The 21875-nt window shown below is 37.5% G+C and carries 23 protein-coding genes and 1 pseudogene; 12 read left to right on the top strand and 12 right to left on the bottom strand.

Features of this window, described 5'->3' with window-relative positions:
- Nucleotides 1–37 precede the first annotated feature (37 nt).
- The 6 genes from uspA to galT all read right to left on the bottom strand — a co-directional run bounded on the left by uspA (nucleotide 38) and on the right by galT (nucleotide 5961).
- A complete protein-coding gene (gene uspA, locus ACPT9C_RS00635) occupies nucleotides 38–463 on the bottom strand; it encodes a universal stress protein UspA (protein ID WP_005690415.1) in 426 nt (141 codons plus the stop codon).
- 101 nt (nucleotides 464–564) lie between these two features.
- Nucleotides 565–1857, bottom strand: a complete 1293-nt coding sequence (gene pepP, locus ACPT9C_RS00630; RefSeq protein WP_118879795.1) for a Xaa-Pro aminopeptidase — start codon at nucleotides 1855–1857, stop codon at nucleotides 565–567.
- Nucleotides 1858–1868: 11 nt separating this feature from the next.
- Nucleotides 1869–2417 (bottom strand): YecA family protein, encoded by a 549-nt coding sequence (locus tag ACPT9C_RS00625; protein WP_005663084.1) that lies wholly within the window; start codon nucleotides 2415–2417, stop codon nucleotides 1869–1871.
- 170 nt (nucleotides 2418–2587) lie between these two features.
- Complete coding sequence (gene galM / locus ACPT9C_RS00620; protein ID WP_111688751.1) at nucleotides 2588–3610, bottom strand: galactose-1-epimerase; 1023 nt, start codon at nucleotides 3608–3610, stop codon at nucleotides 2588–2590.
- Between the two features lie 9 nt (nucleotides 3611–3619).
- A complete protein-coding gene (galK, locus tag ACPT9C_RS00615) occupies nucleotides 3620–4774 on the bottom strand; it encodes a galactokinase (protein WP_114934745.1) in 1155 nt (384 codons plus the stop codon).
- A 143-nt stretch (nucleotides 4775–4917) separates the two neighbouring features.
- Nucleotides 4918–5961, bottom strand: coding sequence for a galactose-1-phosphate uridylyltransferase (gene galT, locus ACPT9C_RS00610; RefSeq protein WP_114934744.1), 1044 nt, complete (start codon nucleotides 5959–5961; stop codon nucleotides 4918–4920).
- A gap of 208 nt (nucleotides 5962–6169) precedes the next feature.
- Here galT and ACPT9C_RS00605 point away from each other — a divergent pair, with 208 nt between their 5' ends.
- From ACPT9C_RS00605 to mtgA, 11 genes are all read left to right on the top strand, one after another.
- On the top strand, nucleotides 6170–7171 hold the full coding sequence (locus ACPT9C_RS00605; RefSeq protein WP_012055243.1) for a substrate-binding domain-containing protein: 1002 nt from the start codon (nucleotides 6170–6172) through the stop codon (nucleotides 7169–7171).
- A 174-nt stretch (nucleotides 7172–7345) separates the two neighbouring features.
- The gene (mglB, locus tag ACPT9C_RS00600; RefSeq protein WP_021034716.1) at nucleotides 7346–8341 is read left to right on the top strand and encodes a galactose/glucose ABC transporter substrate-binding protein MglB; all 996 of its coding nucleotides are present in this window, start codon (nucleotides 7346–7348) and stop codon (nucleotides 8339–8341) included.
- 64 nt (nucleotides 8342–8405) lie between these two features.
- Complete coding sequence (gene mglA / locus ACPT9C_RS00595) at nucleotides 8406–9926, top strand: galactose/methyl galactoside ABC transporter ATP-binding protein MglA (RefSeq protein ID WP_012055245.1); 1521 nt, start codon at nucleotides 8406–8408, stop codon at nucleotides 9924–9926.
- 17 nt (nucleotides 9927–9943) lie between these two features.
- A complete protein-coding gene (gene mglC / locus ACPT9C_RS00590) occupies nucleotides 9944–10954 on the top strand; it encodes a galactose/methyl galactoside ABC transporter permease MglC (RefSeq protein WP_005686030.1) in 1011 nt (336 codons plus the stop codon).
- Between the two features lie 145 nt (nucleotides 10955–11099).
- Complete coding sequence (locus ACPT9C_RS00585; RefSeq protein ID WP_111688746.1) at nucleotides 11100–11834, top strand: hypothetical protein; 735 nt, start codon at nucleotides 11100–11102, stop codon at nucleotides 11832–11834.
- 5 nt (nucleotides 11835–11839) lie between these two features.
- On the top strand, nucleotides 11840–12397 hold the full coding sequence (locus tag ACPT9C_RS00580; RefSeq protein WP_111688745.1) for a septation protein A: 558 nt from the start codon (nucleotides 11840–11842) through the stop codon (nucleotides 12395–12397).
- The gene (yciA, locus tag ACPT9C_RS00575; RefSeq protein WP_111688744.1) at nucleotides 12397–12873 is read left to right on the top strand and encodes an acyl-CoA thioester hydrolase YciA; all 477 of its coding nucleotides are present in this window, start codon (nucleotides 12397–12399) and stop codon (nucleotides 12871–12873) included. The genes ACPT9C_RS00580 and yciA overlap by 1 nt, the downstream gene beginning before the upstream one ends.
- 16 nt (nucleotides 12874–12889) lie before the next feature.
- Nucleotides 12890–13186, top strand: coding sequence for a YciI family protein (locus ACPT9C_RS00570; protein ID WP_105892946.1), 297 nt, complete (start codon nucleotides 12890–12892; stop codon nucleotides 13184–13186).
- 15 nt (nucleotides 13187–13201) lie between these two features.
- Entirely contained in the window at nucleotides 13202–14983 is a 1782-nt protein-coding gene (locus ACPT9C_RS00565; protein ID WP_111688743.1) for a transglycosylase SLT domain-containing protein, read from the top strand.
- 32 nt (nucleotides 14984–15015) lie between these two features.
- On the top strand, nucleotides 15016–15321 hold the full coding sequence (trpR, locus tag ACPT9C_RS00560) for a trp operon repressor (RefSeq protein WP_041175277.1): 306 nt from the start codon (nucleotides 15016–15018) through the stop codon (nucleotides 15319–15321).
- Nucleotides 15308–16048 carry a monofunctional biosynthetic peptidoglycan transglycosylase gene (mtgA, locus tag ACPT9C_RS00555; RefSeq protein ID WP_061671285.1) on the top strand — a complete coding sequence of 247 codons (741 nt, stop codon included), beginning with the start codon at nucleotides 15308–15310 and terminating at the stop codon, nucleotides 16046–16048. The genes trpR and mtgA overlap by 14 nt, the downstream gene beginning before the upstream one ends.
- 107 nt (nucleotides 16049–16155) lie before the next feature.
- Here mtgA and frdD read toward each other — a convergent pair whose 3' ends face one another.
- Genes frdD through frdA form a run of 4 tightly spaced genes read right to left on the bottom strand, consistent with a single transcriptional unit; the run spans nucleotide 16156 to nucleotide 19495 of the window.
- Nucleotides 16156–16500, bottom strand: a complete 345-nt coding sequence (frdD, locus tag ACPT9C_RS00550; RefSeq protein ID WP_061671284.1) for a fumarate reductase subunit FrdD — start codon at nucleotides 16498–16500, stop codon at nucleotides 16156–16158.
- 11 nt (nucleotides 16501–16511) lie between these two features.
- Nucleotides 16512–16922, bottom strand: coding sequence for a fumarate reductase subunit FrdC (gene frdC, locus ACPT9C_RS00545; protein ID WP_061671283.1), 411 nt, complete (start codon nucleotides 16920–16922; stop codon nucleotides 16512–16514).
- 10 nt (nucleotides 16923–16932) lie between these two features.
- Nucleotides 16933–17703, bottom strand: a complete 771-nt coding sequence (locus ACPT9C_RS00540; RefSeq protein WP_005639269.1) for a succinate dehydrogenase/fumarate reductase iron-sulfur subunit — start codon at nucleotides 17701–17703, stop codon at nucleotides 16933–16935.
- Nucleotides 17696–19495: a fumarate reductase (quinol) flavoprotein subunit gene (frdA, locus tag ACPT9C_RS00535; RefSeq protein WP_021034728.1), complete on the bottom strand. Its 1800-nt coding sequence runs from the start codon at nucleotides 19493–19495 to the stop codon at nucleotides 17696–17698. Before frdA ends, ACPT9C_RS00540 begins: the two co-directional genes overlap by 8 nt.
- A 210-nt stretch (nucleotides 19496–19705) precedes the next feature.
- Between frdA and epmA the strand changes: the two genes are divergently transcribed.
- Nucleotides 19706–20677 carry an elongation factor P--(R)-beta-lysine ligase gene (epmA, locus tag ACPT9C_RS00530; RefSeq protein ID WP_041175278.1) on the top strand — a complete coding sequence of 324 codons (972 nt, stop codon included), beginning with the start codon at nucleotides 19706–19708 and terminating at the stop codon, nucleotides 20675–20677.
- A gap of 32 nt (nucleotides 20678–20709) precedes the next feature.
- Here epmA and ACPT9C_RS00525 read toward each other — a convergent pair.
- Nucleotides 20710–21003: pseudogene (locus ACPT9C_RS00525) on the bottom strand (ATP-binding protein); the annotation flags it as partial.
- A 149-nt stretch (nucleotides 21004–21152) separates the two neighbouring features.
- On the bottom strand, nucleotides 21153–21836 hold the full coding sequence (locus ACPT9C_RS00520) for a response regulator (protein WP_050948716.1): 684 nt from the start codon (nucleotides 21834–21836) through the stop codon (nucleotides 21153–21155).
- Between the last annotated feature and the right edge of the window lie 39 nt (nucleotides 21837–21875).

Genomic DNA, 21875 nt, shown 5'->3' with positions numbered 1-21875 from the left:
GTTATTTCAGATTATTCAAAAAACAATTTCTTGTTAATTATTCATCTCTAAGTGGAACAACCAACATATCAATTTTAATCGTATTCATCACTTGACGTGTTGAAGACATTAACTTACTCCAAAAATCCTGATGATGTCCCGTCACTAATAAATCCACATCATATTGTTCGATGGCATCACTTAAAACTTGTCCTAAATCGCCGCTGCCACTCAATTTTTCTGAAATTGGATAATCCACACTTTCAGCTAAATCTAATAAGGCTTTTTGTGTTTCCGTGGAAATCCTGTCTTGCATTGAAGACATATTCACATCAATCAATCCAGTATAAAGATCCGAAAAGTTCACATCAACGTGGATGATAGAAAGTTTTGCGTCGTGGCGTTTAGCAATCCCAACTGCTTTGTTAAGTAAAACTGGACTTTCTTCAGAAAGATCTACTGCCACTAAAATGTGTTTGTACATAATCGACTCCTTAACTGATTGGTTCGGTTTTTAACTGGCTCCAATGCTAACATTTTGAGCAATAAAAAACTGTGTACTAGATCACAATTTAAACATTTTTATTAAAAATTCATTAAATTTTCAATTTCTGCAATTTCTTTAGGGACAGCAGCGGTTAGGATTTTATTACCATATTCAGTCATCAGTAAATTATCCTCAATGCGCACGCCAATGCCTTTGTATTGCTCTGGCACATCAGCATCTTCTGAAATATAAATACCAGGCTCAACGGTAATTACCATACCGATTTCGAGTATCCGTTGTTTATCTTGGTCATAACTACCCACATCATGCACATCTAAACCTAGCCAGTGACCTAATCCGTGCATATAAAATTGGCGATAAGCTTGTTGTTCAATAAGTGTATCCACATCTCCTTTCAAGATACCTAAATCCACTAATCCTTGGGTTTTAATACGAATAACTTCATCATTGGCTTGCTTAATGGAATTGCCAGGTACAAGCAATTCAATCGCACGTTTTTGGGCTTTTAAAACTAACTCATAAATTTCACGTTGAGGCTGGCTAAATTTTCCATTTACAGGAAAAGTGCGGGTGATATCGCCTGCATACATGGCAAATTCACAGCCAGCGTCAATCAGCACTAAATCCCCATCATTTAGTGGGCTATCGTTTTCTGTATAGTGCAAAATACAGGCGTTACTTCCCCCTGCAATAATGGAATTGTAAGAAGGAAATCTGGCGCAATGGCGATTAAATTCATGCAAAATATCGCTTTCAATTTCATATTCAAAGCGATTTGGGCGTGTTGTTTGCATCGCTTTAATATGCCCAAGTGCCGTAATTTGTCCCGCTTGTTGCATTAAGCGGATTTCATTCGGCGATTTTATAAGGCGCATTTCGCTGAGCATTGGTCGCCAATCTAAAATCTCGCTAAAATTCACCGCACTTTCTGACACCAATGTATCACCCCAAGTATGAATTTCTGGCACATGGTAAAGTGCGGTCAAATTTTTCAGTATTTTTGGCAGTACGGTAGCGAATTCTTCAATAGAATAGGCTTCATTTACATTAAGTTGCTGTGGTGCACGCTCAACACCTAATCGGCGACCATTCCACGTTTCAAGTAACGGATCGCGTGGACGAAGAAAAATAATGGCTTTTTCTACTTGTTCTGTTTTCAGTAATAACAGAGCTGCATTCGGTTCATTAAAGCCTGTTAAATACCAAAAATAGCTATCTTGACGGAAAGGATAGGTACAATCATTATTACGGCGTTTTTCGATTTCAGAAAAAAGCAATAATGCCGAATTAGGTTGCATTTGAGCGAATACTCGTGTGCGACGTTCCTCAAATTCTTCTTTAGGCAATTTAGCCATATAAGCCAATTCCATTCTAGATCTCCTTAATGTAATACAGGTTTGCTCTCAATTTCCCCTTCGTTGAAATGAGAATAGAACAACATTGCAATGGTGCGAACATATTCAATGATTTCTTCTAGTGCTTCCGCAAGCTCTTCTTCATTATCATCTTCATCATAACCAAGTTGGCAAATATCTTGTAAATCATCTACCGCTTCGCCAATTTCGCCTTTTTCTTTTGCTAATTCAGGTTGTGCTAAGCCAAGACCAAGTAAGAATTGGTTTGCCCAGTCAGATAGGCTATCCGCTTGTATAAAGACATTTTCATCTTCGGTTAAACCAAGTTCAAAGGTAAATCCTTCAACATCTGATAAGGTTTGACTAATTTGTTCATAAAGTGCTGTAACGGGTTGGACTAATCCTGTTGGGTAAGCGTGATTATCATTGCTGAATTGATATAAGAGCGGTAGCCAACTTTGATCTTTTAAGCCACCACAAAGTAAACCGCTTAAAAAGCCATGTAGTTCTGTTGCATTAAAGCCGATTCCAGCAGATTTAAGTTGTTGGTTAAGGTCAGAATGAGAAATGAGCATAATAGATTTCCTGAGTAAATTTGAAATTAGTGTAAACCTTTGTAAATAAAAAAGCCATTGCTTGACCAATTAAATTAGATTAAGGGGCTGGTGGTGTATTACCGCTTTTAACGCTAGAAATGAACCTAATTTATAGATCTTATAATGACATTTTTATTATAAATAATGGCTTATTTAAATTTAAACTCCGTCCAATGATAATATTGCTCGCCTGCTTTTTGAATTCCGCCGTAATTTTGCCATTCAGGATGATTAGGGGTGTCGGGTAAGCATTGAGTTTCTAATGCTATGCCAGAAAAATCGGTATATAATTCGCCATTTCTCGTTGGTGTACCTGCAAGATAATTACCCGTATAAACCTGCAATGCAGCTTGCGAGGTTCTTACTTCCAAACTTAAATCGCCAGCTGGAGAGGTTAGTAACACACAAGGCTTTTGCCAAGCTTTATTGACAATAAAGGAATGATCGTAACCTTTTGTTGCTTGCTGATCCCCTTGTAAAAAATCTTGCTTGATGGGTTTAGCAATACGGAAGTCAAAACTTGTATTCACCACGTGCTTTAATGGAGAATTAGGAATCCCCTCATTATCTACAGGCAGATAAAAATCAGCATTTAAACGTAATGTATGTTCACGCACGTCACTGCCTTGCTCTGCATTTTCTAAATTGAAATAAGCATGATTCGTTAAGTTCAATGCAGTATCCTTATCACAAATCCCTGCATATTCAATTTTTACGCTATTATCATCTGTTAGCGTATAGGTTACAGACACATCCACATTACCAGGAAAACCCTGATCGCCATGCTCTGAATGTAATGAAAAACACACAAAATTCTCACCGCACTCTTGAATTTTCCAACGACGTTTATCAAAACCCTCTCCACCATGAAGCTGGTGCTTTCCTTGATTACTACTTAATTTAATAAGTTCGCCATTCAATTCAAATTGTGCATTTGCAATACGATTTGCATAACGCCCTACGCTTGTGCCTAAATAGCTTTGATGAGTGGGATAATTCTCTACCTTACAACCCAATAAAACCTCGCGTAATGTGTCATTTACTGGCACTTTACAAGAAAGCCAAGTTGCGCCCCAATCCAGAAATTGAATACGCATCCCATTTTCATTTTGCAGGGTTATAAGCTGATAAGGTGCACCATCAGGCGCATTAAAAGTGGTTTGTTCTAACATCATTTTCTCTTAAATCACTCGAACACCTTGTGATGCGGTACACACATAAAAAGTTTCTTTTAAACCTGTGGTTTTCTCGTAATTATCCGCAATAATTTTACGAACTGCATCGACTTTATCATGCGGCGCAAGTGCAACAATACAGCCACCAAAACCGCCGCCCGTCATACGCGCACCGCCATTTTTGCCAATAACAAGTTGAGCCAATTCAACTAAATAATCAATTTGTGGCACGGTGATTTCAAAATCATCACGCATTGAATCATGAGATTCCCCCATTAACTCACCTAAACGAGTCAAATCATTCTTCTTCAATGCTTCTACTGCATCGAGTACTCGTTGATTTTCTGTTACGACATGACGAGCGCGTTTTGCCACTAACGGAGAAAGTGCGGTCAATTCCGCTTCTCTTTTTCGGAATTGCTCAACTGAAACATCACGTAATGCTTTTACTCCAAAAAATTTTGCCGCCTCTTCACATTGCTGACGGCGAGTATTGTATTCGCCTGTTACTAAATCGTGCGGTACATTTGAGTTCACAATAATAACGGCGACATCTTGTGGCACGGGTGTTGGAGTGGTTTCAAGACTACGACAATCAATCATCAGCAAGTGATTTTCCTGCCCAAGTGCGGAAATTAACTGATCCATATTGCCACAATTAGCACCGACAAATTGGTTTTCAGCCTTTTGCCCATTCAATGCAATATCCGTATGAGAAAGTGGTAAATCGCCAAGTTGTTGGCAGAATTTACCTACCGCAACCTCTAACGCTGCAGATGAACTTAATCCAGAAGAAAGCGGCACATTTCCAGAAATCACTAAATTTGCACCTTGTTGAAAGTGCGGGTAACGTTCTTGGATAAATTTTACCACCCCACGCACGTAATTAGCCCATTTGTGTTCACTCTTAGGAATTTCAACATTGAGAGAAAATTCATCAGTTTCATCAAGATCCGCCGCATAAACATTCCAAATATGATCATCTCGTTTTGTACCAGAAACGGCCGTACCAAAATTAATCGCACAAGGCATAACAAAGCCGTCGTTGTAATCGGTATGTTCGCCGATGATATTTACTCGGCCAGGCGCATAGACGGTAAGAGCTGGTTGTTTTTGGTGTTTTTGCGTAAAGAGTTGTTGGGCGTTTTTAATTGGATTCATATTAACTTCCTTTTGCTTAGGGTAGCCTACCCTAAGCTAGCTGAAATGCTACCCCTCTGGGGTAAATTATTTGTTCAATAATAAGTTTCCCAAAGGGAAACCACTTTTAGTAACCGTGGGTATACTTACCCACGCTAACAGGCTTATCTTTCTTTATAATGAACTTCACTCAAGGCACGCAGTCTTTCTGCAGCCTGTTCCGCTGTTAAATCGCGTTGGCTTTCGCCTAACATTTCATATCCCACCATGAATTTACGCACGGTTGCTGAACGTAAAAGAGGAGGATAAAAATGAGCGTGTAGCTGCCAATGTTCGTTATCTTCGCCATTAAATGGTGCAGCATGAAATCCCATTGAATATGGGAAAGAGGTTTCAAAGAGATTATCGTATTTGGTCGTCAATTTTTTCAAAATAACCGCAAGATCTTTTGATTGTTCGTCACTTAATTCAGTTAAACGTTTTACGTGAGTTTTTGGCAAAAGCAATGTTTCAAATGGCCAAACAGCCCAATAAGGCACTAAAGCTACCCAATATTCAGTTTCAACCACAATACGTTCTTTTAACTCTAGTTCTCGTTTTACATAATCAACTAACATTACTGAACTATGTTTTAATAAATAATCACGTTGTGTACGATCTTCACGAGCAACTTCATTTGGCAAGAAACTATTCGCCCAAATTTGACCATGCGGATGTGGGTTAGAACAGCCCATTGCCGCACCTTTGTTTTCAAAAATTTGCACCCATTGGTATTTCGCACCAAGCTCACGAAGTTGTTCTTGCCATACTTTAATCACATCTTCAATCTCAAGTGCGGTCAATAATGGCAATGTTTTACTATGATCTGGAGAGAAACAAATAACTCGACTTTCGCCACGAGCTTGAGAACTTAGGAAAAGAGGATCTGAGGATTTTTTAGGGGCTGGCGTATCTTCTAAAAGCGCGGAAAAATCATTTTTAAACACATAAGGTTTACGATAATCTGGATTTAATTCCCCTGTAATACGCTTATTGTTTGGGCAAAGATAACAAGTTGGATCATAACTTGGTTTTTGTTCTTCATTCACTTTTTCTTGTTGTCCTTGCCACGGGCGTTTGGCACGATGTGGCGAAACTAAAACCCATTGATCGATTAACGGATTGTAGCGACGATGTGGATGTTCTGTAGGTTCAAAAAGTGCGGTCATTTTGACTCCTGTTTTTTAGCAATGTAAGCGATTACATTAATTTATACTAAATTATTGTGAATAAACCGTGATCTTTGTCACAAAATAAGAAAATAAGCAAAATTTTTTATGATTTAGTTCATAATTATACAAGTAACCGCTTTCAATTTGGCTCAAATTATTTATGATCAAAGTATAAGATTTATAGATTATAACAAGGGAAAACGTTATGAGTACTATTCGAGATGTCGCTAAATTAGCCAATGTTTCTGTCGCCACGGTCTCCCGAGTATTAAATCACTCGATTTCCGTCAGTGAAAATACGCGTCTTGTGGTGGAACAAGCTATTGCGCAGTTATATTATCAACCTAACGCGAATGCTCAAGCCCTTGCTGTGCAAAACACGGATACAATTGGAGTGGTAGTGACCGATGTGACTGATGCCTTTTTTGCTATTTTAGTGAAAGCGGTGGACAAAGTAGCAGAAGCGCATCAAAAAACGATTTTAATCGGCATTGGTTATCATCATGCGGAAAAAGAGCGGGAAGCAATTAATACCTTATTGCGTAAACGTTGTAGTTCTCTTGTTGTACATTCTAAAGCCTTATCTGATGATGAATTAAGCCATTATTTAAATACCGTGCCGGGAATGGTGATCATTAACCGTGTTATTAAAGGTTATGAACATCGTTGTGTCAGTTTAGATAATCAAAAAGGCACCTATTTAGCCACTGAAATGCTTATTCGTTATGGGCATCAACATATTGCATATATCGGTTCAAATCACGCCATTTTTGACGAAGTTGAAAGACGAAATGGTTATCTTGCCGCATTAAAAGATCACAATTACCCCATCATTGAACAGGCGATAACTCTCAATACGCCAGATTTTGAAGGCGGTGAAAAGGCAATGATTGATTTACTCAGTTATAACAAAAATCTTACTGCAGTCGTTGCCTATAATGATTCAATGGCAGCAGGCGCAATTTCTGTGCTTAATGAAAACAGTATCAGTGTACCAAGCCAATTTTCAATTGTTGGTTTTGATGATATGCCGATTGCCCGTTATTTGATCCCAAAGCTAACCACAATTCGCTATCCTATTGATTTAATGGCAACTTATGCCGCTAAATTAGCATTAAGTTTAACCGATGAGAAAATAATTACCCCACCAATGGTTCAATTTAACCCTACTTTGGTACGCCGTTTTTCAGTGGAATCTAAAATATAATATTAGCGATAAAATGTGATCTAGATCACAAATATTAATTTTTAATGTAATCGTTTTCATTTCTGTGAGTTCGATCACAGATTCTGAAAGAAAATTCAGTTATGATGCGAGCAGTTGCCGTTCTGAGCAACATTTATCAGTGAATATCAACATTCCAAATATAGGAGCGTTATTATGAAAAAAACAGTAGTATTAAGTGCGATTGCTTTGGCTATTGGCTTAGGTAGCACATCTTCAAGTTTTGCAGCCGATAATAAAATTGGTGTAACTATTTATAAATACGATGATAACTTTATGTCTTTAATGCGTAAAGAAATCGATAAAGAAGCAAAAGCAGTTGGTGGCATTAAACTTTTAATGAATGATTCACAAAACGCACAATCTATTCAAAATGACCAAGTTGATGTATTGCTTTCTAAAGGTGTGAAAACACTTGCTATCAATTTAGTGGATCCTGCTGCGGCTCCAACTATCATTAATAAAGTCAAATCAGATAATATTCCTGTCGTATTCTTTAATAAAGATCCTGGTAGAAAAGTCATTAGCTCTTATGACAATGCTTACTATGTGGGCACTGATCCGAAAGAATCTGGTTTAATTCAAGGGGAGCTTATTGCAAAACAATGGAAAGCTAATCCAGCTCTTGACTTAAATAAAGATGGCAAAATCCAATTTGTATTATTAAAAGGTGAACCTGGTCACCCAGATGCGGAAGCTCGTACAAAATATGTTGTAGAAGAACTTAATGCTAAGGGTATCCAAACTGAGCAATTATTTATTGATACTGGTATGTGGGATGCTGCAATGGCGAAAGATAAAGTGGATGCTTGGTTATCTAGCTCTAAGGCGAACGATATTGAAGTTATCATTTCTAACAATGATGGTATGGCTTTAGGTGCTTTAGAAGCAACAAAAGCACACGGTAAAAAACTGCCTATCTTTGGCGTGGATGCATTACCAGAAGCATTACAACTCATTAAAAAAGGTGAACTTGCTGGCACAGTATTAAACGATGGTGTTAATCAAGGCAAAGCGGTTGTTCAATTATCTAATAATCTAGCGCAAGGTAAATCTGCAACTGAAGGCACAAAATGGGAATTAAAAGATCGTGTTGTACGTATTCCTTATGTTGGTGTGGATAAAGACAACTTAAGTGACTTCTTAAAATAATTTTCCATCGATTTTTGTTGTAATCTAAGGGGAAGTTTTCTTCCCCTTTTTAAAGAGGTTGGATATGACAGCTCAAACTCAATGTCAAGACAGCCAAGTGCTGCTCACTATGACCAATGTCTGCAAGTCCTTTCCGGGTGTCAAAGCCTTAGATAACGCAAACTTAACTGTTCGTTCTCATTCTGTTCACGCTTTAATGGGTGAAAATGGTGCAGGTAAATCTACATTACTAAAATGCCTGTTCGGAATTTATGCCAAAGATGAAGGCGAAATTCTTTTCTTAGGCAAACCTGTCAATTTTAAAACATCAAAAGAAGCCCTTGAAAATGGTATTTCAATGGTACACCAAGAACTCAACCTCGTGCGCCAAACTAGCGTAATGGATAACTTGTGGCTTGGACGCTATCCACTTAAAGGGCCTTTTGTTGATCACGCGAAAATGTACCGTGATACTAAAGCGATTTTTGATGAATTGGATATTGATGTAGATCCGAAAGAAAAAGTCGCAAAGCTTTCAGTTTCCCAAATGCAGATGATCGAAATCGCGAAGGCGTTCTCGTACAACGCGAAAATAGTGATAATGGATGAACCCACATCCTCACTTTCTGAAAAAGAAGTCGAGCATCTATTTAAAATTATTGACAAATTAAAACAACGCGGTTGTGGCATTATTTATATTTCTCACAAAATGGATGAAATCTTCAAAATTTGTGATGAAATTACTATTTTACGCGATGGCAAATGGATCAATACGGTCAATGTGAAAGAATCCACTATGGAACAAATCGTGGGAATGATGGTTGGTCGCGAATTAACACAACGCTTCCCTGAAAAAACCAACGTGCCAAAAGAAGTGATTTTGCAAGTAGAAAATCTTACTGCAAAAAATCAACCCTCTATTCAAAATGTCTCTTTTGAGTTGCGTAAAGGCGAAATTCTCGGTATCGCAGGGTTGGTGGGGGCTAAACGTACTGATATTGTTGAAGCAATTTTTGGTGTGCGAGAATTAACTGAAGGAACCATTAAGTTACATGGAAAAACAGTAACAAATCACACCGCACTTGAAGCAATTAATAATGGCTTTGCATTGGTAACTGAAGAACGTCGTTCAACGGGGATTTATTCTAATTTAAGCATTGAGTTTAATTCACTGATTTCAAATATGAAATCTTATCTCACTCCGTGGAAATTACTTAGCACGAAGAAAATGAAAAGTGATACCCAGTGGGTAATTGATTCAATGAATGTTAAAACACCATCACACAGAACTACAATCGGTTCTCTTTCTGGTGGTAACCAACAAAAAGTCATTATTGGTCGTTGGCTTTTAACTCAACCTGAAATTCTGATGCTAGATGAGCCGACACGGGGTATCGACATCGGGGCAAAATTTGAAATTTATCAACTCATTCAAGAACTCGCTAAAAAAGATAAAGGCATTATTATGATTTCATCAGAAATGCCAGAATTATTGGGCGTAACTGACCGCATTTTAGTGATGAGTAACGGTAAATTAGCGGGTATCGTTGAAACTGCAAAAACATCGCAAGAAGAAATTTTGCAACTCGCGGCAAAATATTTATAAACATTAAGGAATGAATTATGAGTGCCTTAGAAAAAAACAAATCCTTTGATCTCTTAAAACAAAATGCGATTTATTTTGTGCTATTGATTTTGCTCGGCATCATCATTGCACAAGATCCAACATTCTTAAATTTAGTCAATTTCAGTAATATTCTCACTCAATCTTCTGTGCGTTTAATTATTGCTTTAGGGGTTGCGGGTTTATTGATTACACAAGGGACAGACTTATCTGCTGGGCGTCAAGTTGGTTTGGCTGCAGTTATCTCTGCAACAATGTTGCAATCAATGGATAATATAAACCGTGTGTTCCCTGAAATGGGACAAATCCCAATTCCAGTGGTTATTCTCGCAGTATGTGCCGTAGGTGCGCTAATCGGTTTGATTAATGGTTTAGTTATTGCTTATTTAAATGTGACGCCATTTATTGCGACAATGGGTACGATGATTATCGTATATGGTTTCAACTCACTTTACTATGATGCTGTAGGTGGTTCGCCAATCGCAGGTTTTAGTGAAAATTTCTCAACATTTGCTCAAGGATTCTTCCGAGTCGGCAGCTTTAAACTCTCTTACATCACTATCTATGCCACGATAGCTGCATTATTAGTATGGATTATGTGGAATAAAACGCGTTTTGGTAAAAATGTCTTTGCCATTGGGGGAAATCCTGAAGCTGCAAAAGTATCTGGTGTAAATGTTGCACGTAATTTAGTTGTAATCTATATGATTGCAGGTATGTTCTATGCTTTTGGTGGTATGCTTGAAGCTGGTCGTATCGGTTCTGCAACTAACAACTTGGGTTTTATGTATGAATTAGATGCTATCGCAGCTTGCGTAGTGGGTGGTGTATCTTTCGCTGGTGGGGTAGGTACCGTAATTGGTGTTATCACTGGGGTTATTATCTTTACTGTTATCAACTACGGTTTAACTTACATCGGTGTAAACCCTTACTGGCAATACATCATTAAAGGTAGCATTATCATTCTAGCGGTAGCCATTGACTCGTTAAAATATGCGAAGAAAAAATAAAGCTGACGCAATCTTAATAAAATGAATGAAAAGTGGGCAAATTTGTCCACTTTTGTTTTATCTATTCAATTCTGAATTAAGGATATTTATGCAATAATCGGCAAACCTTGTATAATTGCGCCACCATTTTCATAGAGAGAAAAAAATGCTAATTAACTTTACACAAGTATTGCAAGACAGTTGGAATTTCTTCCGTAATCAGAAAAAAATTATGCTGCAATTTGTCGCAATTTTATTTATTGTGCAAAGTGCGAGTGCACTTTTAAGTTTTTCAGTTAATGATGAAAATAAAAATGATGTATTAAATCTCGCCAATACAGATATCACAAGTTTTATCTTTTCAGTTGCAATCACTCAAATTTTAACGAGCTTTATTGCAGCTTGGGGATTAACCTCAATCCATAAAATTAGCCTACAAAATTACCGCACTTTAGGTGAAACCTTCTCACTTACCTTGCGCCGTTTTGCAGGTGTAATTCTGTTAGATTTATTAATGGTTGCACCAATGTTACTTGGTCTTGGGGAAGCGTTTGCTGCATTGCTCACAAAAAAATCGCCCTCTATTATGTCACTTATCGCGATGCTTGTTGGCGTTTGGTTCTTTGTTCGTTTAAATTTAACGGTAGTACATTATCTTTCGAGCCAAGATACACTTTCGCAAACTATCCGAAAAATTTGGATGAGGGGAAACGCTAGAAAAGGCGTATTGTTTATTTACACCTTACTGGTTTATTTTCTCGTGCCAATTCTTATTTTCCAATTAAGTTCGCTTTCAAATAATGCTGTGTTTGATATGGCGATAGGTATTTTCAGCGCATTACTTAATATTTTTATGCTAGTAGTGACTTATCGTTTCTATAGCTTATTTATGAAGGATTAATCAATATGAAACAACTCCTTGACTTTATCCCTTTAATTTTATTTTTTGTCACTTACAAACTCGGTGGTGTACGTGAAGCAGCCATCGTATTAGTGGTTGCAACAATTTTGCAGATCGTGATTTTAAAATGGAAATACGGAACCGTTGAAAAACAACAAAAAATTATGGCAAGTGCGGTCGTTTTTTTTGGACTTTTAACCGCTTACTTTAATGAAATCCGCTATTTGCAATGGAAAGTGACGATTATCAATGGCTTATTTGCCATTGTTTTACTTATCGCACAATTTCAATTTAAAACCCCATTAATCAAAAAGTTACTTGGTAAAGAGCTACAACTGCCAGAAAAGGCTTGGAATACATTGAATTTCGGCTGGGCAATATTCTTTATTATTTGTATGTTGGTAAATATTTATATCAGCCATAATATGTCGGAAGAAGCTTGGGTTGATTTCAAATCTTTCGGAATTATTGGTATGACGCTGATTGCAACCATTATTTCGGGGGCTTATATCTACCGCTATTTACCTAAAGATGATTCAAATTCAAAAGATGGAGAAAAATAATGTCTGCCAATTTTATTGATAAAAATGGTCGCCAATCAAAAGGTGTTCTTTTACTACGAACTTTGGCTATGCCTTCTGACACCAATGCCAACGGAGATATTTTTGGTGGCTGGATTATGTCTCAAATGGATATGGGTGGGGCAATTTTAGCGAAAGAAATTGCACACGGGCGAGTGGTTACTGTTGCCGTTGAAAGTATGAATTTTATTAAACCAATCTCTGTAGGCGACGTAGTTTGTTGCTACGGACAATGTCTCAAAGTTGGGCGTTCTTCCATTAAAATTAAAGTAGAAGTATGGGTGAAAAAAGTGGCGAGTGAGCCAATTGGCGAACGTTATTGTGTAACTGATGCGGTATTTACTTTTGTTGCAGTTGATAATAATGGTCGCTCTCGCACGATTCCCCGTGAAAATAACCAAGAGTTAGAAAAAGCATTAGCCTTAATTTCAGAACTAGAAGTAGAACAACCCTTGTAAATAAAAGGAAATCATTATGTACTATGTTATTTTTGCCCAAGATATTCCCAATACGTTAGAAAAACGTCTTGCCGTACGAGAGCAACACTTAGCTCGTTTAAAACAGCTTCAAGCAGAAAACCGATTACTTACAGCAGGCCCAAATCCTGCAATTGATGATGAAAATCCAGGAGAAGCAGGTTTTACTGGTTCAACCGTTATTGCACAATTCGCAAACTTACAAGCAGCAAAAGACTGGGCGGCACAAGATCCTTATGTAGAAGCTGGCGTATATGCGGATGTTATTGTAAAGCCGTTTAAAAAAGTCTTTTAATTTAAATAACGTAATATGAAAAAAGTTGCCTTAATTTCTCTCTGTATTTTGACCGCACTTTCTGCTTTTGCCGAATCATCTAACACGGCAAGTAGTTCCATTAATCTTGAGCAAGAAAAACAAAACTGGGCGTCTGTACAGCATCAAGACTATTTAAAACGTTTAAAGCAACGTGAAATCTTCTTGCAAGTTGAAGGAATGCTAAAAAGTGCGGTAAAAAATCAACAGTTTTCTGAAGCGACTCAAAATATCACAAAAAACTTAATAGGTTTATTGCAAGGCTATCCTTTGCAATACGATTTACTAGCACGCTTTTGGGAAACTAAAATCGCTTTTTTAAAAAGTGATGACATTCAAGGCAAACAACAAGCAATAAATGAACTGAATGCATTAGTGCAACAAAATTACCCTTTTGTAACGCCAGCATTTCAAGCCTTATTACAAAAGCTATCCACTTTAAACGAACAGCAAACATCAGCAACGTCGGATAATGCTAAAGAAAATAACACGAATCAAAAAGAACAAAATCAAGTAGAAAATCCTAAACAACTTGCTGAAATTGTAAGAAAAAACGATCCTAACACTTTAGATAAAACCGTATTAATTGATGCTTTCCCACGTTATCTTAAAACGTTACCTGAACAAATGAATAACCCAAATTTTGAATCTTATCAAAAATGGGCAAATACTTGGCAGCTTTCAGAGGATGAAATTAAACAGTGGAAAGTCGCTTTTTTAAATCGTTTTTTTGATAATGAAAACGCTGATTTTCAAAAATGGCGTGATGAACAAATCCAACAATTAAAAACTGATAATCTAACCGAGCGCCGTTTACGAATGGCAATTTGGCAAAAAACTGAATTAACCTCTTGGCTGAATTTGCTTTCTGCTGAATCAAAAAGTAAGCAAGAATGGCGTTACTGGGAAGCGAAACAAGATATATCAAAAAATACAGAAAAACTGACCGCACTTTCCAAAGAGCGTGGCTTTTATCCAATGTTAGCGGCAATACAATTAAAACAAATATATCAACTGAATGTCCCTGTCGCGCCAAGTTTTACTCAAGCTGAACAATTTCCTTTTAAGCAAGTTTTTGCAATGATTACAGAATTAAGAGAACTTGGACGAAATGGTTTAGCAAAACAACGTTGGCGAATTATGCTGGATAATGCGGATTTCATAACTCAGCTAAAACTTGCACAATATGCCAAAAATCAGCAATGGTTTGAATTAGCTGTTGATGCTTCTATTGTGGCAAAAGCGTGGGATTATCTGTCCCTTCGTCTGCCAAATGCTTATTCTGAATACTTCAATGCAGCATTGCAAAATTTGAATGTCAGCAAAACTTTTGCTATGGCAATCGCTCGTCAAGAAAGTGCTTGGAATCCAATGGCACAATCTTCAGCAAATGCGCGGGGCTTAATGCAACTTCTGCCAAGCACGGCAAAATTGACTGCAGAGAATAATCAACTACCTTATCAAGGCGAACAAGATTTATTTAAACCATTAAATAATATTTCGCTCGGCACAGCACATCTGAATGAACTCAATGGAAAATATCCTAATAATCGAATATTGATTGCAGCTGCTTACAATGCAGGGGCAAATCGAGTAGAAAAATGGTTAGCACGATCTAATGGAAAATTAGCATTAGACGAATTTGTCGCATCTATTCCTTTTTATGAAACTCGTGGTTATGTGCAAAATGTCGTCGCTTATGATTTTTACTACCAAATTTTACAAAACAAAGCACGCCCAAAAACTTTTCGCCATGAAGAATGGGATCGGCTATACTAAACATACTAGTTTAATAGTATAAGGTGATCATTATGTATATTAGTCGTAATTTGGAACAATGGAACACATTTTTGACTATGCTGAAGACAGCATTTGAGCAAGATAAAGCCCAAGAATTTCTCACTTTATTATTAACAGCTGATGAACGAGATGCCGTAGGATTACGCTTGCAAATTGTTTCTCAACTCTTGGATAAAAATCTCCCACAACGAGAAATTCAGCAAAACTTGAATACAAGCGCCGCCACCATTACTCGAGGTTCCAATATGATTAAAACGATGGATCCTGATTTTATGCAATGGATGAAACAACATCTTGATCTCATTGAAAAAAACTAAGCGAATTTTTACCGCACTTTCACGCTTATTTAGTCCTAAATGGTGGAAAAAAAACTGGCAGCGAGTTGTCTTTCGTTTTTTTTTCGCCGTTTTTGCTTTGTTACTGATTTTTCGCTTTGTCCCTATTCCATTTTCCGCTTATATGGTACAACAAAAAGTCGCTAATCTTTTACAAGGCGATTTTCGATACCAAATTCAATATGACTGGGTCAGCCTAGAAAATATTTCTCCCAATATTCAGCTAGCCGTGATTGCATCAGAAGATCAGCGTTTTCCTGAACATTTAGGCTTTGATTTTGAGGCTATCCAACGAGCAATTCGGTATAACGAAAAATCTAAAAAAGGAATTAGAGGGGCATCAACCATTTCCCAACAAACCGCTAAAAACTTAATGCTTTGGCACGGACAAAACTGGCTACGAAAAGGTTTAGAAGTTCCAGCAACTATGTTGCTCGAGCTGACTTGGTCAAAAAAACGTATTTTAGAAGTGTATTTAAATATTGCAGAATTTGGGAACGGCATTTTTGGTGTGGAAGCGGCAAGTCGCTATTACTTTAAAAAATCAGCTAAAAATTTATCGCAAAATGAAGCCGCTCTTTTAGCAGCGGTGTTGCCCAATCCAATCATTTATAAAGTAAATAAGCCAAGCTTATTAGTTCGTAAAAAACAAACTTGGATTTTGAGACAAATGGGAAATTTAGGTACTGAATGCTTGAGCCATTTATAAAAAATCCAATCAAATTTCTAAAGTAAAACAAACTAAAAAATGTTTACTTGATATATAAAATAAAAAAACGAGTCTTAGACTCGTTTTTTTATTTTATATCATTTTTATTACAGGTTTATTACCGCAAATAACACCCAAACAGTATAAATTGTGGCTAAACCATAAAAGATAAATCCACCTGCTGGCACATGCACTTTAAGATCGTGCACACCGTGATGAATACGGTGTAAACCACACCACATTGGAAAAATAGTAAGCACTAAAATAACTAATTTACCAATCCAAGAATAAGCAAAAGTAATTAAATTATGCGCATCGACTAAACCAAATGGTAATAACAAACCGATGATTAGAATAACGACAGGAAGGAAAATTGCACTCACTGTGCCACCTGCTCCGAACATTAACCATACTGGCGGTTCGCCGGAGCGTTTTGGATTTTGATCAACCATTTTTTCTCCCCTTAGATATAAACTAAAACTAACGCAATCACGCTAACTAATGCGGTTACCGCCCAAAGTGCATTTCTTACAACGTGGTGTGGTAAGCGTTCATTTTTCACAATGATATTCATCACTTTTGGTGTCATTAAGAAATATGTCACCGTATGATAAAGCGTTGCGATAAGCGTAATAATATTTAAGAAAACCACAATTGGGTTTCTTAAAAACTCAATAAAGCTCAAGATGCCTAAGCCTGGTATTGGATTGCTTGCGAGACAAAGAACACCATAAAGCAATACAATACAAAACCATACAGCAAAGATTGAAGTCGCTTCACGTAGCATATAAGCTTTATAGAAGTCCAATTTTTTCCACCAAGTCGCTGTCATTGGACGAACATATTTTTTACGTTTACTCACTGTTACTGACATATTCTTCCCCTTAGCCTTTTGGTTTTAGCATAGAGATAACATAATCTTTGGCACTTTCCACTTTTCCTTGGTTAATTGCAGAAGCAGGATCCACATGTTTTGGACAAACTTCTGAGCAATAACCAACGAAAGTACAACTCCAAACCCCATTTTTACCATTTAATAATGACATACGTTTTGCTTTACCATGGTCACGGTTATCAAGATTATAACGATGAGCCATAGTAATAGCTGCAGGGCCTAAGAATTCAGGATTTAAACCAAATTGAGGGCAAGCGGCATAGCATAAACCACAGTTGATACACATTGAGAATTGACGATATTTCTCAAGCTGTGCTGGCGTTTGTTTAGTACGGCTTACTTGCAACTCTTTTGATGGATGTGGTTTACCATCTAATGCTGGCGCTTCGTTACCAATAATATAAGGTTTAATTGCCTCTAAACTCTCGATAAAGTGGCTTAAATCAACCACTAAGTCGCGTTCAATTGGGAAGTTTGCTAACGGCTCAATACGCATATGGCCGCTATAATCACGTAAGAACGTTTTACAAGCCAATTTCGGTTTATTATTTACCATCATCCCGCAAGAACCGCAGATCGCCATACGGCAAGACCAACGATAAGAAAGAGAGGGTTCAAGTTTATCCTTAATATAACCTAATGCATCAAGCAAGGAGGTTTGATTATCATAAGGTACTTGATACGTACTTAGATGCGGCTCTTGATCGATTTCAGGATTGTAGCGTAATACTTCTACATTCATTACTGGTGAATTAGCCATTTGCTTGCTCCTTAGCTTTCGCAGCTGCTTCTTGAGCTTCTGCTTCCGCACCGTAAACACGTTTTGCAGGTTGAGATTTGGTAATTTTCACTGGGCTATATTCAATGCGCGGTGCGCCATTTTCATTGTAGAAAGCAAGTGTGTGTTTTAAATAATTTACATCATCGCGTTCAGTGTAATCTAAGCGTTGATGGGCACCACGAGATTCTTTACGTTCAATCGCTGAATTTGCAATAGATTGTGCAACATCTAGAATGTAACCCAACTCAACGGTGTAAAGCACATCTGTATTGAACACGCTTGAATTATCTGATATGCGAATACGTTTGTAACGTTCTTTTAATTCTGCAATTTTATCTACTGCTTTTTGCATGCTTGCTTGGTCACGGTAAATACCACAACCTTCTTCCATCACAGTACCCATTTCATCACGGATTTCAGACCAAGATTCATTACCTTCCTGTTTATGAAGGGCTTCTAAACGAGCAACAACATCTTTTGCTTGAGCATCAACCGCACTTTGATTTACCGATTGAGCTTCAACTGCACGTTGTGCCGCATATTCCCCTGCTACACGACCTAACACAACAAGTTCAGCTAAAGAGTTAGATCCTAAACGGTTTGCGCCGTGTAAACCTGAAGATGCACATTCTCCTACAGCAAATAAACCTTTGATACGAGTTTCGCTGTTAAAATCAACCTCAATACCGCCCATTGTATAGTGAACAACTGGACGAACTGGGATTGGTTCATTTACTGGATTTACACCTTCATAAGCACTTGCTAATTCACAAATAAATGGCAGACGCTCGTGTAAATATTTTTCGCCAAGATGACGTAAATCTAAATGCACAACATCCACGCCTTTCGCGGTTTTTAAGGTATTACCTTTTTTCCATTCTTGCCAGAATGCTTGAGAAACTTTATCACGAGGGCCAAGCTCCATATATTTATTTTGAGGTTTGCCAATTGGCGTTTCAGGTCCTAGACCATAATCTTGAAGATAGCGATAGCCATCTTTATTCACTAAGATACCGCCTTCGCCACGACAACCTTCGGTCATTAAAATACCCGTATTAGGTAAGCCTGTTGGATGATATTGAACAAACTCCATATCACGAAGTGGTACACCATGACGATACGCCATAGATAAGCCGTCACCTGTTACAATGCCGCCATTGGTATTAAATTTAAATGCACGACAACCACCACCAGTGGCAATCACAACCGCATTGGCATTAATTTGAACAAGTGAACCTTCCATCATATTCATTGCAACCATACCACGAGCATGGCCATCATCAACAAGAATATCTAATACGAAGTGTTCATCAAAACGTTGGATTTGTGGATATTGAATAGAAGTTTGGAAAAGTGTGTGTAGTAAATGGAAACCTGTTTTATCCGCTGCGAACCAAGTACGTTCAATTTTCATTCCACCAAAACGACGCACGTTTACATCGCCATCAGCTTTACGACTCCAAGGGCATCCCCAACGTTCTAATTGAGTCATTTCTACAGGGGAATGTTGTACGAAATATTCCACTACATCTTGCTCACAAAGCCAGTCCCCACCAGCAACGGTATCTTGAAAGTGTTTATCGTAAGAATCTTCTTCTTTGATAACTGCCGCTGCGCCACCTTCTGCTGCCACGGTATGGCTACGCATCGGGTATACTTTAGAAACTAATGCAATTTTTAGGTTAGGATTTGCTTCTGCTGCGGAAATCGCTGCACGTAAACCACCGCCACCAGCACCAACAATCGCAATATCGACATTAACTGTTTGCACGATATCCTCCAATCAATAGAAAGTAAAAATAAATCCCCTAAAAGGGTAATATTACGTGGGCATTGTGCCATTTTTTGTTACAAATTAATAACGTTTTTTATGTCTAAAGATGGAAAAGATCGTATTTTGTGATCTACCTCAAAAAAGCTAAGATTGAGTTGAGAGCAGCTCTCGTTTACAATGTGCAAAATTTTTAAAACAGGATTAAAAATGACCGCACTTAATCATTGGCAACCTTCTGCTGATATAAAAAATCTTCTTAAACGGGCAAAAATTATTGCTGAAATTCGTCAATTTTTTACCGAACGAGGCTTGCTTGAAGTAGAGACGCCTGTTCTAAGTAAATTTGGCGTCACTGATTTACATCTTTCCACATTTAGCACAGAATTTCTCGCGCCTTTTGATAATCAATCCAAAACACTTTGGCTTTCTACAAGCCCTGAATATCATATGAAACGCTTGCTTGCTGCAGGCAGTGGAGCTATATTCCAAATCAGCAAAGTGTTTCGCAATGAAGAGGCTGGAAATCGTCATAATCCAGAATTTACTATGCTGGAATGGTATCGACCACACTTTCATATGCATCGTTTAATTAATGAAGTGGATGATTTACTCCAACAAATTTTAGATTGCCCACCAGCAGAAAGTTTAAGCTATCAGTTTGTTTTCCAAGAATATGTAGGTTTAGATCCCTTATCTGCAGAACGTTCAGAATTAATTGAAGCGGCACGTAAACATAATTTTATGGCTGAAGATGATGAAGATCGCGATACTTTATTACAGTTTTTATTTAGTGAAGTCGTTGAGCCTCAAATTGGAAAAGAACGACCTATTGCGGTTTATCATTTCCCTTCAACGCAAGCCGCCCTAGCACAAGTTAGCCCAGAAGATCAACGTGTGGCAGAACGCTTTGAGTTTTATTACAAAGGGTTAGAATTAGCCAATGGTTTTCACGAACTTGCCGATGCGCAGGAACAACGTCATCGCTTTGAATTAGATAATCAACAAAGAAAAAAATGTGGATTGCCTACTCGAGAAATTGATGAACGCTTTCTTGCTGCTTTAGACGCGGGTATGCCAGATTCTTCTGGTGTCGCATTAGGAATAGATCGTCTAATGATGATCGCTTTAGATTGCGAAAAAATTAATGACGTCATTTCTTTTGCTGTGGACAATGCTTAAAGGTAAAAGTGCGGTAAAAATTGTCATCATTTTTATTTACTGATCCATAATGGCAATTTTATATTCATTGATAGCCCACCTAATGGGCTTTTTTCAGCCCAAACACTTCCTTGATGCTCTTTTATTACATGAGATACAATTGCAAGCCCTAATCCTGTGCCTCCAGTCGCTCTAGTTCGCGCTTCATCGACGCGATAAAACGGAGTGAAAATTTTTTCAAATTCATTCGGATTTACCCCAGATCCGTTGTCATTGATACAGATCCTGAGGAATTCTTCTTTTTGGATAAAAATATGAAGAATTTCTTTTTGGTAATTAACAATATTCGCTTCTTTTAATGGGGAATAAATTCTGAGATCGAAATTAGGTACGGCGATCACAAGGCTCATCATTATGAAAAAAGAAAACCAAAACATAAGAAATGTTTGGATAGTGAGTTGATTTAAATTGAAAAAATAACGTAATTTTATAAAAATTAGGTAACTAAAGCGTATCCTTTTCCGCGTAAAGTTTTAAACCAAGAGGGCTTGTTTTTTCGTTCTGGTAATTTGCGTCTTAAATTAGAGATGTGCATATCAAGAGAGCGGTCAAATGGAGTGAGCGGTTTTTCCATTACTTCTAAACTTAATTCTTCTCGACTTACCACATTTCCCTTAGATTTAAGCAATAAACAAAGGATCTTAAATTCATAATCAGTTAAATTGAGATTTTCTTCATTATAGGTTGCAATTCCGTGAGAAAAGTGGAGAGTTATTCCGTCAAAAGAAAGGATTTCTACATTTGCGGTATTATTTGAAGGAGATGCACTACGACGCAAAATTGCCTTAATTCTTGCAATAAGCTCACGATCGTTAAAAGGTTTGGATAAATAATCATCCGCTCCCAATTCTAAGCCTAATACGCGATCAATGTCTTCGCCTCTTGCTGTTAGCATCATCACTGGCACGTTAGAGACTTTACGAATTTCTTTTAATGTTTCGATACCATTTAACTTTGGCATCATTACATCAAGCAAAACCAGCTTATAGCTTTCATTGAGTTTTTGTAATGCTTCTAATCCATTATTTGCTGTTTCAACGTCAAAACCCTCAAGCTCTAAAAGTGTAGAAAGTAATTCAGTTAATTCAATATCATCATCAACGAGCAAGAGTTTTGACATTGGGGATTCCTTTTACCAATTATTATTGTAGTGCGGTGA

This window comes from Haemophilus sp. HN_Hi16 (assembly GCF_049823435.1).
GTDB classification, from domain to species: Bacteria; Pseudomonadota; Gammaproteobacteria; order Enterobacterales; family Pasteurellaceae; genus Haemophilus; species Haemophilus influenzae_D.
The sequence above is the reverse complement of the archived record's forward strand: the minus strand, read 5'-3'. Positions and strand labels throughout refer to the sequence as shown.